We start from the raw sequence: 15,337 nt of genomic DNA, 5'->3' as shown, positions 1-15,337 counted from the left end.
GGGAAATCAGAACTTGTAGTTCAGCCCGACAGCGAAGGTGCGGCCGTAGTGCTGATAGTCGATGGTCCGGCGCTCATCGCCGTTCTCGAAGGTCTTGAACGGCTCGTCGGTCAGGTTGTTGACCTGAGCCAGAACCGAGAGGCCTTCCAGCGGACCGGACTGGAACTCGTAGCCGACCTGGGCGTCGACGACCGTTTCAGCCGCCACCGATCGCAGGGTGCGGCCGTTGCCGAAGCCGGCGACCTCGCCCAGGTAATCCGAACGATAACGGGCCGAAATCCGCGACTGGAAGCCATAGCGCTCGTAGTAGAGCGAGCCGTTGATCACGTTTTCCGACAGACCCGGCAGGGCGGTCGGGGCCTGGGTTGGATCGGGCCGGACTTCGCTGTCCGTGGTCGAGGCGCTGAACTGGGCGCCGAAACCTTCCAGGGCCGGATGGAAGATGTCGAACGGCGCCGAGATCGACAGTTCAAGACCCTTGATCCAACCGCCTTCGCCGTTGTCGGGCGCGCCGACCAGGCCTTGGCGCAATGCCGGCTCGGGGTTGGTCGGCGAGATCACGCCGATAGGATAGCCAGTGAAGTCGAAGATCTGGTTGCGGTTATAAACGTAGCTTTCCAGATTCTTATAGAACGCCGCCAGCGAGACGTAGCCCTTGCGATTGGCGAAATACTTCTCGAACGACACGTCGATCACGTCGGCGATATACGGCCGCAGTTCCGGATTGCCGCCGCCGCCGCCCCAGGGGGAACGGTTGATGTCGGTCGATTGGGCCAAGCTGGGGTTATAGCTGTAGTTTCGCGAGGCGCGCATATCGTCCATGCGCGGACGCGCCAAGGTGCGCGAAACCGCCAGACGCGCGAACATGTCCTCGCCAGTTTCCAGGATGAAGTTCGCGCTGGGCAGAATCTCCAGATATTCGTCGCCGCCCGTCACCGCGATGGTCTCGGAGACGCCCGGTCCGACCTGCCGCGCCGAGAAGCCGCTGGAACTTTGGTCGGTATAGACGAACTGCATGCCGACGTTGCCGGTCAGGGCCCGGCCGAACAGGTTGTGATCGATGTTGGCGCGGACGTAGGCGGTCGAGACCTTTTCCGTCACTTCCCAGTTGCCTGCGGTGACGTCGGCGTTCGGGTTGCGGACACGGTTCAGCGCGCCACTGTTGACCAGGCCGAGAGCGTCGTAGCTCAGCACGGCGCTGATGCCGAGATAGCCAAGGTCGGTCGGGTCCAGCAGGAAGGCCGAAGGCACGGTCAAATCGCCGCCGCCGGGGACGCCGAGATAGAACTGATCGTTGACGAAGCTCTTCTGACGCTCGGTATAGTTGGCGCCGAAGTCGATCGACTTGAACGGGCTCTGGTGCAGTTGGCGCGTCACGGAGAAGCGAGCCGCCTTGATCTCGTCCTCGATGGAGGGCGTGTTCATATAGCCGGCCTGACCGCCCGGAATGACGTCGCCGCCCCAGCCTTGCGGGCTGGTGATACGGATCAGGTTGGGATCGGCGTAGTTCAGACGGCTGGTGAAGCGGGTCACGCCGTCGTCGGTCAGTTCAAAGCCCAGAGTGTCCAGCGCGCCGTTAACGTTGCGGCCGGTGCCGGCGTTGGTTTCCAGGATGATGTCGTTACGCTCGACCTTCGAATAGCTGAGATCCAGGTTCGCCGACCAGTCGTCGCTGAGCGTGAACTCGGTGTTCCAGCCCAAGGCGGTGATGTTGCTGTCGCGCTTGTTCAGGTCGTTGCGAACCACGCCCTTGATGTTGTCCCAGGTGCCGGCGACGATGAGGCCGTCTTCGACAGTGTAGCCGGGACGCAGCGACGGCGCCGGACGGCAGACCGCCGAGGGGACGTTCACGGTGCAGTCACCAGAGGAACCACCCCAAGCCAGCGGGAACTCGATGCCGCGCAGAACCTGGGTGTTCTTGAACTCGGAATAGAAGGCGTCGATCGTGGAGTGGATGCGGTCGTTCGGGCGCCATTCCAGCACGCCCATATAGCCGTCGCGCTCCAGCTCCGACGACATCACATAGGGCTTCACGCCGCCGGTCAGCAGATTGCCGTCCGTGTAGTTGGGATAGCCCCAGGCGTTGAAGCGCTCGGACTGATAGGGCGAGCTCATGTGGGCGTAGCCCAGAGCCACGCCCAGCGTGCCGTCCAGGAACTGATCGATATAGGAGATGGTGTAGCGGTCGCCGTTGTCGGTCGTGCCCGAGTTCAGGGCGCCCAGTTCGTTCCACTCATGACGATAGTTCAGAGCGATGGCCTGACGGCCGTATGCCAGCGGGCGAACGGTGCGCAGGTCGACGGTGCCGCCCAGTCCTTGACCGATCAGGGCCGCGTCCGGGGTCTTGTAGACGACGACGCTGTTCAGCAGTTCGGCGGGGAACTGGTCGAACTCGACGCCGCGGTTGTCGCCGGTAGTGACCAGTTCGCGCCCGTTCAGCAGGGCGGTTGTGAAGTCAGGGCCCAAGCCCCGGATGGAGATCGCCTGGCTGCGGCCGTCGAGGCGCTGCATGGTCACGCCCGGCAGGCGCGCCAGGGATTCGGCGATCGAGACGTCCGGCAGCTTGCCGATGTCTTCGGCCGAGATGACTTCGACGATCGAGGTGTTGTTGGCCTTGGCCGAGATCGCGGCCTCGATCGAACGACGAATGCCGGTGACGACGATTTCGCCGACTTCAGTGGCTTGGTCGTCGGCCTGGGCCGTCGTGGCGGCTGCAGTTTGTGCGTGGGCCGAGCCGACCGCCATCAGGGCGGCTGCGCCGAAGGCGACGCCGGATAGCAGGCGCGCGCGCCGGTTGAGACGTTGGAACATGGTCATCCTCCCTGGGGCTGACCGCGATTCTGAACGTCGCGATCTGAAGCCGTCGCAAAAATATGCAAATCTTTTGGAATGTTGCAAGCAGTTAATGCGGGCGTCTGATTTCCGTCGCACTTCGCGCCCGTCGATAGCCCCCAAAGGCGCGGGAATGTGCGGTTTCGCGCTACTCCCATGGTGCATCGCAGCATTTCAGCGACGCGTTGACAGCCCCGCCCATTGCTGCAAAATCTTGCAAATCGATCTGGAAGGCTTTGCACTTTCCAGACGCAAGGGAGTGAGGGTCATGGCGAGGGGAACCCCCAGAAGGGCCGGACTGCACGCGGCGATGGCGGCGGCAGCTCTGCTGAGCGGATTTGCAACGCCGACGACGGCGCAAAACCGCCAGGCCGAAGACGCCCTGTCAGCCCTGCGTCAACGCCTGCCACAGGACGAGGTGATCTACTTCCTGCTGCCGGATCGCTTCGCCAATGGCGATGCATCGAACGACCACGGCGGTTACGCCGCCGACCGACTGAAAAGCGGGTTCGATCCGGCCGATACCGATTTCTATCACGGCGGCGACTTGGCCGGCGTGACCCAACAGCTGGACTATATCCAGGGCCTCGGCGCGACGGCGGTCTGGTTGGCGCCGGTGTTCAAGAACAAGCCCGTGCAGAGCCATGGCGGCTATACCGGCGCGGCGCACCACGGCTACTGGATCACCGACTTCACTGCTGTCGATCCGCACTTCGGCGACGAGGCTGCGATGCGCGCCCTGGTCGAGGCGGCCCACGCGCGCGGCATGAAGGTCTATCTGGACATCGTCGCCAACCACACCGCCGACGTCATCCAGTATCGCGAATGCCCGGAGGGTCGCTGCGCCTATCGCAGCCGCGCCGACTATCCCTACACCCGTCGCGGCGGCGTCGACGGTGCGCCGATCAATGAGGGCTTCGACGGTCGGGACTTTTCGCGCCTGACCCGGCCCGACTACGCCTACACGCCCTATGTCCCGGCGGGCGAGGAGAACGCCAAGGTTCCGGCCTGGCTGAACGACCCGATCCACTATCATAACCGGGGCGAGAGCACCTTCACCGGCGAAAGCAGCCTGGATGGCGACTTCGCCGGGCTGGACGATCTGCTGACCGAGGACCCGGTGGTCATCCAGGGCATGATCGACATCTTCGGCGGCTGGATCGACAAATACGGGATCGACGGCTTCCGCATCGACACCGCGCGCCATGTGAACCCGGGCTTCTGGCAGGCCTTCATCCCCGCCATGATCGCCCGCGCCGAGGCCAGGGGCATCCCGAACTTCCACATCTTCGGCGAGGTCTACGATTTCGATCCGGCGGTGACGGCGCGGTTCACGCGGGTCGACGGCTATCCGGCGGTTCTCGACTTCCCGTTCCAGAAGCAGGCGACCGATGTGGCGGCCGGCAAGGTCGGGACCGACGCCCTGGCCAAGGTGTTCGACGCCGACACGATCTATGACAAGGGCGCTGAAACCGCCGCCATCCTGCCGACCTTCCTGGGCAACCATGACATGGGCCGGGTCGGCTTCTTCGTGAAACAGGCCAATCCGAACGCCGACGACGCGGAAGTGCTGGCGCGCATCAAACTGGCCCATGCCCTGATGATGTTCAGCCGGGGCGTGCCCACCCTCTATTACGGGGATGAACAGGGTTTCGCAGGCGCGGGCGGATACGGAAACTCGCGCCAGGACATGTGGCCCAGCCGCACGCCGGTCTATGCGAACGAAACGCCCGTCGGCGGCCGCCAGCCGGCCTATTCCACCGACGCGCCGCTGTATCAGGCGATCTCAGAGATGACTCGCCTCCGCGCCGAAGAGCCGGCCCTGCGACGCGGCCGTCAGGTCGTGCGCGCCTATGGCGACAAGCCCGGTCTGTTCGCAATGTCTCGCATCGGCGAGGATGGATCGGAGATCCTGGCCTTGTTCAACTCCTCAACTGCACCCGTCGCCGCCCAGGTCGAGGTGGAGCCCAGCTCGCTGCGGTGGCAAGCTCTGCGCGGCGATTGCGCACCCGAATCCTCCGCGCCCGCCAGCGTCGCCGTTCGCGTGCCCCCCCTCGATTACCTCGTCTGCAAGAGCGTGCCGTGACTGCCCTGCCCCTCGATCTTTCCACGGCTGACGCCGCCCCCGCATTGGCGCAAGACTGGTGGCGCGGCGCGGTGCTTTATCAGATCTATCCGCGCAGCTTCGCCGACTCCAACGACGACGGCGTCGGCGATCTGAAGGGGATCACCCAGCATCTCGACCACGTCGCCTCTCTAGGCGTGGATGGCATCTGGCTGTCGCCTTTCTTCACGTCGCCGATGAAGGACTTCGGCTATGACGTGTCGGACTATTGCGACGTCGATCCGATCTTCGGCACATTGGCCGACTTCGACGCCCTGATCGCGCGCGCCCATGCCCTGGGGCTGAAGGTCGTCATCGATCAGGTCTTCTCCCACACCTCGGACGAACATCCTTGGTTCACCGACAGCCGCGCCAGCCGCAACGGCGAGCACGCCGACTGGTACGTCTGGGCGGACGCCAAGCCGGACGGCTCGCCGCCCTCGAACTGGCAGTCGGTGTTCGGCGGCCCGGCCTGGACCTGGGACGCGCGGCGCGGCCAATACTACATGCACAACTTCCTGGCCTCGCAGCCTCAACTGAACGTCAGGAACCCGGCGGTTCAGGACGCCCTGATCGCCGCGGCGCGGTTCTGGCTGGATCGGGGGGTGGACGGCTTCCGTCTGGACGCGATCAACTTCGCGATCCACGATCCGTCCCTGCGCGACAATCCGCCGATCCAGGACGGCAGGAAGCGCACGCGGCCGTTCGACTTCCAGGACAAGATCTACAACCAGTCCCACCCGGACATCATCGGCTTCCTGAACCGGATCCGCGCGCTGACCGACAGCTATGAAGGCCGGTTCACGGTGGCGGAGGTCGGCGGCGATCACGCCGACCGCGAGATGAAGGAATTCACCGCCGGCGACGACCGTCTGCACTCGGCCTATGGCTTCCTCTACCTCTACGCCGACACGCTGAAGGGCGAACTGATCGGCATCGGCGACGAAATGTGGCCGGATCAGCAGGGCGAGGGCTGGCCGTCCTGGACCTTCTCGAACCACGATGCGCCGCGCGCGGTGTCGCGGTGGGCCCAGGGCCGGGACGAGAAGGCTTTCTCGGAAATGGCCCTGCTGCTGCTGATTTGCCTGCGTGGCAATGTCTTCGTCTATCAGGGCGAAGAGTTGGGCCTGCCTCAGGCCGAGGTGCCGTTCGAGCGGCTGGTCGACCCCGAGGCCATCGCCAACTGGCCTGAAACCTTGGGCCGCGACGGCGCCCGCACGCCGATCCCCTGGGTGGCCTCGGCGCCCAACGCCGGCTTCTCGACGGTCGAGCCCTGGCTGCCCGTCGATCCGCGCCACTTAGCGCTGGCGGCGGACGCGCAGGAGGCGGACCCGACATCGATCGTGCACGCCGCACGCCGCATCATCGCCCTGCGTCAGGCCCATCCGGCGCTGCGGACCGGCGGGCTGGAGATCGAGAGCGCGGGCGACCTGTTGGTCTTCCGCCGGTTCGAACGGGCCGACGGCGGCGAGCGTCTGCTGTGCGTGTTCAACCTGGGCTTCGAGGCCTTGGACTGGTCCGCGCCTGCCGGCGCGCGCCGGATCGCGACGGTCAACTGGACCGAGGCGGACGGATCGACGCTGAAGCCGCTGGCCGGCCTGATCTTCGCCGACGCCGGATGACGGGGTCAGCCGCCGCAGGTCTCGCGAACGATCAACTCGGTCGGAACGCGCTCGGAACGGCCTGCTGCGGCGCCGCCGTGATCCAGCAGTTTGGACACCATCAACCGGCCGGCCTTCATCGTGTCCTGGGCGATGGTGCTGAGCGCCGGGCGCGAGTAGCGGCTGAAAGGCACATTGTCGAATCCGATGACCGAGACCTGACCCGGCACCTCGACGCCGGCGTGCAACAGGGCGCGCACGGCGCCGAGCGCGATCTGGTCGGACGCCGCCACGACGCCATCGAAATCCAGGCCGCGTCGGATCAGGGCGTCCACGGCGGCCTCGGCGGATTCGACCTCGAAATGCGCAGGCACGATCAGGTCGGCGTCCACGTCCAGCCCGCTCTGGCTCATCGCGTCCAGATAGCCGCGATGCCGCTGCATGGCCTCGGGCGGATCCAGGTCGCCCAGGAAGACGATACGCTTTCGCCCCAGCCGCGCCAGATGCAACGTCGCGCGGCGCCCGCCCGAGATGTTGTCCGAGCCGATGGAGCAATAGTCCTGATCGGGCAGTTCGGCGCCCCACACGACGAAACGATGGTCGGCGTCGACCAGACGGTTGAAGGCCGAATGCAGGCTGGATTGACCCAGGAAGATCACGCCGTCCGCCCGGCTGGTGTTCAGCGCCGCCGACAGCTCGTCATAGTTGGCGGGCGAAATATGGCTCATCAGCAGGTCGCAGCCGCGTTCGCGCGCCGCCTCGCCCACCCCGGCCAGAAGCTCCAGGAAGAAGGGGTCGCTAAGGCGGCCTTCGCGCCCCTGTGGACGCGGCACCACCAGGGCGATCGTGCCCTGGGCGCCGATCGGGCCGGCGGGCATGTGGCGGCGGAACGGATAGTCGTGTTCCTTGGCCAGCTTCCAGATCGTCTGTTTAGTGCGATCGTTGACGGCGGGGCTGTCGTTCAGGGCGCGCGAGGCGGTGGCGATGGACACGCCGGCCAGGCGGGCGATGTCTTCCAGGCGGGTGGTCTTGCGGCTCAAGGTCGCGGGTCCTCACAGCAGCATGGTGAAGCTGCAAAATTTTCTGCAAATATTTCAGCCACCGTTCGCGGCGGTTGGCAAGAGGCGGCGTAACGGAGTTCCCATGATGCAGCGCAGATCCTTCCTGGCCCTTGGGGGCGTATCGATCCTGGCTCTGGGGGCGACGGGCGTGCGCGCCCAGACCGCGCCGAACCATGCCCGGGCGTCCTCGCCCGGCGGCGTGCTGACGGTCGAGGCCTTCACCGACAATGACGGGCGGCCGATGTATTCGGTGCTGCGTCAGGGCCGTGTCGTCGTGGCGCCGTCCAAGCTGGGCTTCCTGCTGACCGACGCCCCGGCCATCGAGCGCGGCCTGACCCTGACCGCAGGCCAGCCGGTCACGGTCGACGACACCTGGGAGCAGCCGTGGGGCGAGCGGCAATTCATCCGCAACCACTACAACGAATGGCGCGTCGCCTATGCCGAGACCGGCGGCCTGCAACGCCGCGTGGACGTGGTCTTCCGCCTGTACGACGACGGTCTGGGCTTCCGCTATGAGTTCCCGCAGCAGGCCGGCCTGACCACCGTCCGCATCGGGTCGGAAATCACCGAGTTCAACCTGGCCGAAAACGGCGAGGCCCTGTGGTGCCCGGCCTGGGAATGGAACCGCGAGGAATATCTCTACAGCCGCACGCCCATCGATGCGGTCGGCAGCGCCCAGACGCCGATGACGGTTCGGGGCCAGTCGGGCTTGCATGTCTCCATCCACGAGGCCGCCTGCATCGACTATGCGGGGATGAACCTGCGCCGGTCGGAGGAAACGAAGTTCCGCGCGCAGCTGACGCCAGGCCTGACCAATGCGGCGGTGGTGCGCGAGGCGCCGTTCAACACGCCTTGGCGGACCCTGCAAATCTCCGACAGCGCCGCTGGCCTGCTGGATTCCAGCCTGATCCTGAACCTCAACGAGCCCAACACGCTGGGCGACGTCAGCTGGTTCAAGCCGATGAAATACGTCGGCGTCTGGTGGGAAATGCACCTGGACCTGAAGACCTGGAACTCCGGACCCAAGCACGGCGCGACGACCGAGAACGCCATCAAACACATCGACTTCGCGGCCAAGCACGGCTTGGGTGGGGTGCTGGTCGAGGGCTGGAACAAGGGCTGGGACGGCCAGTGGTTCGCCAACGGCGCGGACTTCAGCTTCACCGAGGCCTATCCCGATTTCGACATTGAGGCGGTCTGCGCCCACGCGCGGTCAAAGGGCGTGCAGCTGATCGGCCACCACGAGACCGGCGGCAACGCCTTCCACTATGAGCAGCAGCTCGAGCCGGCCATGGCGCTTTATGAGCGCCTCGGCGTGCATTCGGTGAAGACCGGCTATGTCGCTGACGCGCAAGGCGCCCGCGTCGCCGGGCCGGGCGGACAGATGGTCATGGCCTGGCACGAAAGCCAGGCGATGGCACAGCACCACATGCGCGTGGTCGAGGCCGGCTATCGCCACAAGGTCGCCGTCAACGCTCACGAGCCGTTCAAGGACACTGGCCTTCGCCGCACCTATCCGAACATCATCAGCCGCGAGGGCCAGCGCGGCATGGAATATTCGGCCTGGGGCAATCCCGGCAATCCGCCCGAGCATGAGCCGAACCTGGTCTTCACCCGCCTGCTGGCCGGTCCGATGGACTATACGCCCGGGATCTTCGGCATGGAGACGCGCAGCCCCGGCGGCGTGCAGACGACCTGGGCCAAGCAACTGGCGCTCTATGTCGTCATCTACAGCCCGATCCAGATGGCGGCGGACCTGCTGGTCAACTACGAGGCCAACCCCGGCCCGTTCCAGTTCATCAAGGATGTGCCTGTCGACTGGAGCGAGAGCCGCACGCTGGATGCCGCCATGGGCGACTATGTCGTCACGGTTCGCAAGCAGCGCGGCACGGATGTCTGGGCCTTGGGCGCCGTCACCGACGAGCATCCGCGCGTGCTGAAGGCCCCGCTCGACTTCCTGGACGCCGGCCGTCCATATCGGGCCGAAATCTATCGCGACGGGCCCGACGCCGACTATCGCGGCAAGCGCGAGGACATCGTCATCGAGCAGCGCGAGGTGACGTCGTCTGACACCCTGACCCTGGCGCTGGCCCCCGGCGGCGGTCAGGCGATCCGGTTCGTGCCGGTCGGCCGGGCGCGACGCGGATGAACCTGCTCTCGCACCGCCCGCGCCTGTCCGGCCTGGCGATCTGGAACATGTGCGTCGGCTTCTTCGGCATCCAGATCGGCTTCGGCCTGCAGAACGCCAACACCAGCCGGATCTTCCAGACGCTGGGGGCCGAGGTCGACAGCCTGGCGATCCTGTGGATCGCCGCGCCGCTGACGGGCCTGCTGGTCCAGCCGATTATCGGCCATTTCAGCGACAAGACCTGGACCCGGTTCGGCCGGCGTCGGCCCTATTTCCTGATCGGGGCCATCGCCACCACCCTGGCTCTGATCGCCATGCCCAATAGCCCCAGCCTGTGGTTCGCCGCGGCCATGCTGTGGATCATGGACGCCTCGATCAACATCACCATGGAGCCGTTCCGCGCCTTCGTCGGCGATAACCTGCCGGAGGAGCAGCGCACGGCCGGCTATGCGATGCAGAGCTTCTTCATCGGCGCCGGCGCGGTCTTCGCCTCGGTCCTGCCGTGGCTTTTGTCCAACGTCTTCGATATCGCCTCGACCGCCGAGGCGGGCGTGGTGCCCCTGTCGGTCAAGATCGCCTTCTATGTCGGCGCCGCCGGCCTTTTCTCGGCCGTGCTGTGGACGGTGCTGTCGACCAAGGAATACAGCCCCGAACAGATCGCGGCCTTCGAACGCGCCCGAGACGACGCGCCAGCAAAACCCGTCGAGGTCGAAGCGCCGGCCCGCAGCGTTCAGGGCTGGATGACTTCGGGCCTGGTGTGCGCCGTCCTCGGCGGGCTGGGTTTCGTGCTGATCGGCGCGCTCGATCTGGAGAAGGAGTTGCTGATCCTCGCCGGCTTCTTCGCCGGGTTCGGCCTGCTCCAGATCGCCGTCGGCATGATGCAGCGTCGCCGCATCACCAACGCCGCGACCGAAATCCTGAACGACATCTTTCGCATGCCCGAGACCATGCGCGGCCTGGCCGTTGTTCAGTTCTTCAGCTGGTTCGCCCTGTTCGCCATGTGGATCTACACCACCGCGGCCGTGACCCGCGTCCATTACGGAGCGACCGACACCACCTCGGCCGCCTACGCAACGGGCGCGGACTGGGTGGGGGTTCTGTTCGGGGTCTATAACGGCGTGGCGGCCCTGGCGGCCTTCACCCTGCCGGTCATCGCCAAACGGATCGGACGCAAGGCAACCCATGCGCTGATGCTGATGCTTGGCGCGGCCGGCTTGTTCGGCGTCTTCGCCATCCGCGAGCCGGGCCTCTTGTGGCTGCCGATGATCGGCGTCGGTTTCGCCTGGGCGTCGATCGTCTCCATGCCCTACGCCATCCTGTCGGCGGCGGTGCCGGACCGAAAAATGGGCGTCTATATGGGCGTCTTCAACATCTTCATCGTCGTGCCCCAACTGCTGGCCGCGACGGTTCTGGGCCTGATCCTGAAGACCCTGTTCGATGGTCAGGCAATCTGGGCCCTGGTGCTGGGCGCCGTCTCCTTCGTCCTGGCAGCCGCCAGCGCGCTGATGGTCAAGGAGCATCGCGGATGAACCGTCGGGGTCTTCTGGCCCTCATGGCCGCCCTGCCCTTCGCCTGCGCGGCGCGCGCCGAGGGCGCCCTCGCGGGCGGGCGGTTGGTGCTGCATGAGGCGGTCGCGTCGGCCCATGTGAAGGCGCGCAACGTCTCGGTCTGGCTGCCGCCCGGATATGAGGCGACCGACACCGCCTGGCCTGTCCTCTATATGCACGACGGCCAGAACCTGTTCGATCCGGCCACGGCCAACTTCGGCGAATGGGGCGTGGACGAACATCTGACGCGGCTGATCGCGAGCGGCCAGGTGCGGGCTCCAATCGTCGTGGGGATCTGGAACACCGACCTGCGGCTGAGGGAATATGTCCCCGCCGACCTGATCGCCGCCCTGCCCGCCGACATGCGCGACGAGGTCCAGGCCATCTACGGCGGCCCGTCCTTGTCCGACGCCTATCTGCGGTTCCTGGTCGAAGAGTTGAAGCCCTTCATCGACGGCGCCTACCGCACCCTGAGCGGTCCGCTGGACACGATGATCGCCGGCTCCAGCATGGGCGGCCTGATCTCCATGTATGCGGTGATGAAACAGCCGCAGGTCTTTTCCGCCGCCGCCTGTCTGTCCACCCATTGGCCGCTAAAGGTCGAAGGGCTTGAGCCCGGCGCGGCGCTGGACGCCTGGCGCGAACGCCTGGTCGCGGCCTGGACCGGCGTGATCGAACGCGGCCTGCCCGAACCGGGCGACCACCGCTTCTATTTCGACCGGGGCGACGAGACGCTGGATCAATTCTACGCCGTCTTCCAGACCCAGGTGGACCAGACTTTCCGCCGTCGCGGCTTTGGCCCCGGCGATTTCCGCAGCCTGGTCTTCCCCGGCGCCCAGCACAATGAAGCGTCCTGGAACCGGCGGCTGGACGTGCCTTTGACCTTCCTTCTTTCCCCCGCCCCCACGCGCAACCCGTGAGGACCACAATGCGTCACTTCCGTACCTTCTGCCTCGCCGGCGCCGCCGGCCTGGCCCTCGCTTCCGCCGCAAGCGCCCAATCGGGCGTCGCGCCCGGCGCGCCCGGCGCCCCGCCCGTCTGGTCCAGCGCGGCCAAGACCGGCGCCGGCGCCTCATACGAGGCCTACGTCGATGGCCAGTATCGCGACGGCGGCCCGACCGGCGCGGTGTCCAAGGTCTGGTATTCCATCGCCGACGGCGTCCTGACCGAGACCATGTACGGCCTGATCCATGAGGCCCAGATCAAGGCGCTGCGCTTCGCCGGCGTGACTCAGGACGGTCTGGTCGTCGAGGGCGACGACACCACCAGCCGCACCGAATATCTGCACGTCGACGCCCAGGGGCGTCCGCTGTCGCCGGCCTATCGCGTCACGACCCAGGACAAGAACGGCCGCTTCCAGATCGAAAAACAGATCTTCAGCGATCCCGACCGCAACGCCCTGGTGCTACGCGTCACCATTACGGCGCTGAAGGGCGATGTGACGCCCTATCTGATGCTGGAGCCGCACATCGCCAACACCGGCGTCGAGGATCGCGGTCAGGTCACACGTGACGGCTTCCACGCCTGGGAAGGCGATACCCACCTGTTTTTGAAGCCCAGCGAAGCCTTCGAAAAGGCCAGCGTCGGCTTCGTCGGAACCTCCGACGGTCTGACCGATCTGAAGGACGGCAAGCTGGACTGGGCCTACGCCTCGACCGGCGATCAGGCCGGCAACACCATGATGACCGGCGCCCTGCCGCGTCTGCGCCAAAGCAGCCGGATCACGCGCGACTTCGTCATCGGCTTCGGCCACAGCGAGGCCGAGGCGCGCGCCGCCGCGGACGGATCGTTCGCGACTGGCCTGGACGAGGTGCTGGCCCGCTTCAACGGCGAGGGCGAGCGCGTCGGCTGGGAAGACTATGTCGGCTCCCTGACCGAACTGCCGCGCATCGCCGAACAGGCGACCGACGGGGGCAAGCTGGCCTACGCCTCGGCTCTGATGCTGAAGGTGCAGGAGGATCGCACCCACGCCGGCGCCCTGATCGCGTCACTCTCGAACCCGTGGGGCGATACGGTGGACGCGTCGAAATCCTCGACCGGCTACAAGGCCGTCTGGCCACGTGACTTCTATCAGGTGGCGATGGCTCTGGCGGCGCTGGGCGACAAAGAGACGCCGCTGGCGGCCTTCAACTACCTGCCCCAGGTCCAAGTCGGCCCGAACACGCCCGGCAACACCGGCGTCGGCGGCTGGTTCCTGCAGAAGACGCACGTGGACGGCGAACTGGAGTGGGTCGCGGTCCAGCTGGACCAGACCGCCATGCCGATCATGCTGGGCTATCGCCTGTGGAAGATGGGCTGGCTGTCGGACACCCAGATGACCGAACACTATCGGTCCATGCTGAAGCCGGCGGCCGACTTCCTGGTCGACGGCGGCAAGATCGGACTGATGTGGAACGACGCGGAGATCAAGCCGCCCTTCACCCAGCAGGAGCGCTGGGAAGAGCAGCAGGGCTATTCGCCGTCCTCGACCGCCGCCGTGGTCGCGGGCCTGACGGTCGCCGCCGAAATGGCGCGCGCCTCAGGCGACGCCGCCGGCGCGACGCGCTACCAGATCGCGGCCGACAGCTATGCGTCCAAGATCGAAGACCGAATGTTCACCACCAACGGCGACTTCGGCGACGGTCGCTACTTCATTCGCATCACCCAGAACGAGAACCCGAACGACAAGGCCCCGATCGGCGCCGCCAATGGCCAGATCGCCCCGGCGGAAGACCGTGTCGTGGACGGCGGCTTTCTGGAACTGGTACGCTATGGCGTGCGCAAGGCCGACGATCCGCACATCCTATCCACCCTGCCCGTCTATGACGATCAGTCGCTGGAGCCGCTCCATCGCGTCCGCTACGACTTCGGTCCTGAGGGCGACAAGACGCCGGGCTGGCGCCGTTATGGCGTCGATGGCTATGGCGAGGACCATCTGACGGGCGCCAACTATGGCGTCGGCGGGGAGATGAGCCCCGGTCAGCGCGGCCGGGTCTGGCCCTTCTTCACGGGCGAGCGCGGTCACTATGAGTTGGCCCGCGTCAGCGTGAACGGCGCCCCTTCGGCCGCCGACATCGCCGCCATCCGTCAAACCTATGTGCGCGGCATGGAGCGGTTCGCCAACGGCGGACTGATGCTGGCCGAACAGGTGTGGGACGGCGTCGGCAACCCGACGGCCAAGGACTACGCCGTGGGTCAGAACACGGACTCGGCGACCCCGCTGGCCTGGACCCACGCGGAATATCTGAAGCTGCTGCGGTCTCTGGCCGACGGCAAGGTCTGGGACAGCTACGACCCCGTCCACGACCGCTACGCCCGCTGATACGAAAACGGCCCCGGAGATCGCTCTCCGGGGCCGCACTCATTTCGGGCTGGCGCGGCTCAGAAGGTGAGCTTCACAGCGCCGACGATGCGGTCTTCGGCGCCGGGCACGCCGTCCACGTCGGTGTCATGATAGCGGACATCGAGGCCCACCTTGTCGGTCAGGGCATAGCCGACGCCGACGTTCCAGGTGGTGTAGTCGTCGCTGACGTCGAGCCATTGCTTGCCGAGCGCGCCCGACACCGTCCATTTGGGCGCCGGTGAGAAGGCGGCGTTGATCTCGGCATAGGTCGCTTCATCATCGATGCCGAAGAAGTCGGGCGAGTAATAGACGGCCGCGCCGAAGGTCGCGGGGCCGACCGCCCGCGAGGCCGCAGCCTTGAACTCGGCGTAGTTATAGTCCGCGCCGTCCGGCTCCCCGACATACAGATAGCCGATCACGCCGAAGTCGAGCGCGAAGCCGCCGGCCTCAGTGCGATAGCCGCCGTAGAGATCAACCTCCGCATCGGTGTCGTCGCCGAAATCGACGTTGGAGGCCCAGGCGCCGGCGTAGAAACTGCCCGACGTCAGGTCGACGCCGCCCTGAATGGCGGGATCTTCACTGGTCTGGCTGAAGCCGCGGAAGACATAGTCGCTGACCGCGCCCACGTTCCAGGCGACATCGACGGTGCTCTGGGCCGAGGCCGGTGCGGCGAGGCTGATCAGTCCTGCGGCGAGGATCGCGGCGGCGGCCGCGCGGATGATGGTCTTTTTCATAGTCTATC

General features: G+C 66.2%; 9 protein-coding genes. 6 read left to right on the top strand and 3 right to left on the bottom strand.

Going from position 1 to position 15,337, the window contains the following annotated elements; all coding sequences use genetic code 11:
• Positions 1-6: 6 nt before the first annotated feature.
• Positions 7-2,811: a TonB-dependent receptor gene (locus E7T10_RS05855; protein ID WP_210416163.1), complete on the bottom strand. Its 2,805-nt coding sequence runs from the start codon at positions 2,809-2,811 to the stop codon at positions 7-9.
• A gap of 331 nt (positions 2,812-3,142) precedes the next feature.
• Here E7T10_RS05855 and E7T10_RS05850 point away from each other — a divergent pair, with 331 nt between their 5' ends.
• Complete coding sequence (locus E7T10_RS05850) at positions 3,143-4,918, top strand: alpha-amylase family glycosyl hydrolase (protein WP_137721085.1); 1,776 nt, start codon at positions 3,143-3,145, stop codon at positions 4,916-4,918.
• Complete coding sequence (locus E7T10_RS05845; RefSeq protein ID WP_246846121.1) at positions 4,915-6,558, top strand: alpha-amylase family glycosyl hydrolase; 1,644 nt, start codon at positions 4,915-4,917, stop codon at positions 6,556-6,558. Before E7T10_RS05850 ends, E7T10_RS05845 begins: the two co-directional genes overlap by 4 nt.
• A 5-nt stretch (positions 6,559-6,563) precedes the next feature.
• Here the strand turns inward: E7T10_RS05845 and E7T10_RS05840 are convergent, their stop codons facing one another.
• Positions 6,564-7,577 carry a LacI family DNA-binding transcriptional regulator gene (locus tag E7T10_RS05840; RefSeq protein WP_045810428.1) on the bottom strand — a complete coding sequence of 338 codons (1,014 nt, stop codon included), beginning with the start codon at positions 7,575-7,577 and terminating at the stop codon, positions 6,564-6,566.
• Between the two features lie 106 nt (positions 7,578-7,683).
• On the opposite strand from E7T10_RS05840, the gene E7T10_RS05835 reads away from it, so the two are divergent.
• From E7T10_RS05835 to E7T10_RS05820, 4 genes are read left to right on the top strand one after another with little or no spacing between them, the layout of a single operon-like run.
• Positions 7,684-9,747, top strand: coding sequence for a glycoside hydrolase family 97 protein (locus E7T10_RS05835; RefSeq protein WP_246846120.1), 2,064 nt, complete (start codon positions 7,684-7,686; stop codon positions 9,745-9,747).
• Complete coding sequence (locus E7T10_RS05830; protein WP_137721083.1) at positions 9,744-11,255, top strand: MFS transporter; 1,512 nt, start codon at positions 9,744-9,746, stop codon at positions 11,253-11,255. Before E7T10_RS05835 ends, E7T10_RS05830 begins: the two co-directional genes overlap by 4 nt.
• Complete coding sequence (locus tag E7T10_RS05825; protein WP_137721082.1) at positions 11,252-12,193, top strand: alpha/beta hydrolase; 942 nt, start codon at positions 11,252-11,254, stop codon at positions 12,191-12,193. The genes E7T10_RS05830 and E7T10_RS05825 overlap by 4 nt, the downstream gene beginning before the upstream one ends.
• Positions 12,194-12,201: 8 nt before the next feature.
• Entirely contained in the window at positions 12,202-14,574 is a 2,373-nt protein-coding gene (locus E7T10_RS05820; protein WP_137721081.1) for a glucan 1,4-alpha-glucosidase, read from the top strand.
• Between the two features lie 59 nt (positions 14,575-14,633).
• On the opposite strand, the gene E7T10_RS05815 is transcribed toward E7T10_RS05820, so the two are convergent.
• Entirely contained in the window at positions 14,634-15,329 is a 696-nt protein-coding gene (locus E7T10_RS05815; protein ID WP_137721080.1) for a TorF family putative porin, read from the bottom strand.
• Between the last annotated feature and the right edge of the window lie 8 nt (positions 15,330-15,337).

The organism is Brevundimonas sp. SGAir0440 (assembly GCF_005484585.1).
Lineage (GTDB): Bacteria > Pseudomonadota > Alphaproteobacteria > Caulobacterales > Caulobacteraceae > Brevundimonas.
The sequence above is the reverse complement of the archived record's forward strand: the minus strand, read 5'-3'. Positions and strand labels throughout refer to the sequence as shown.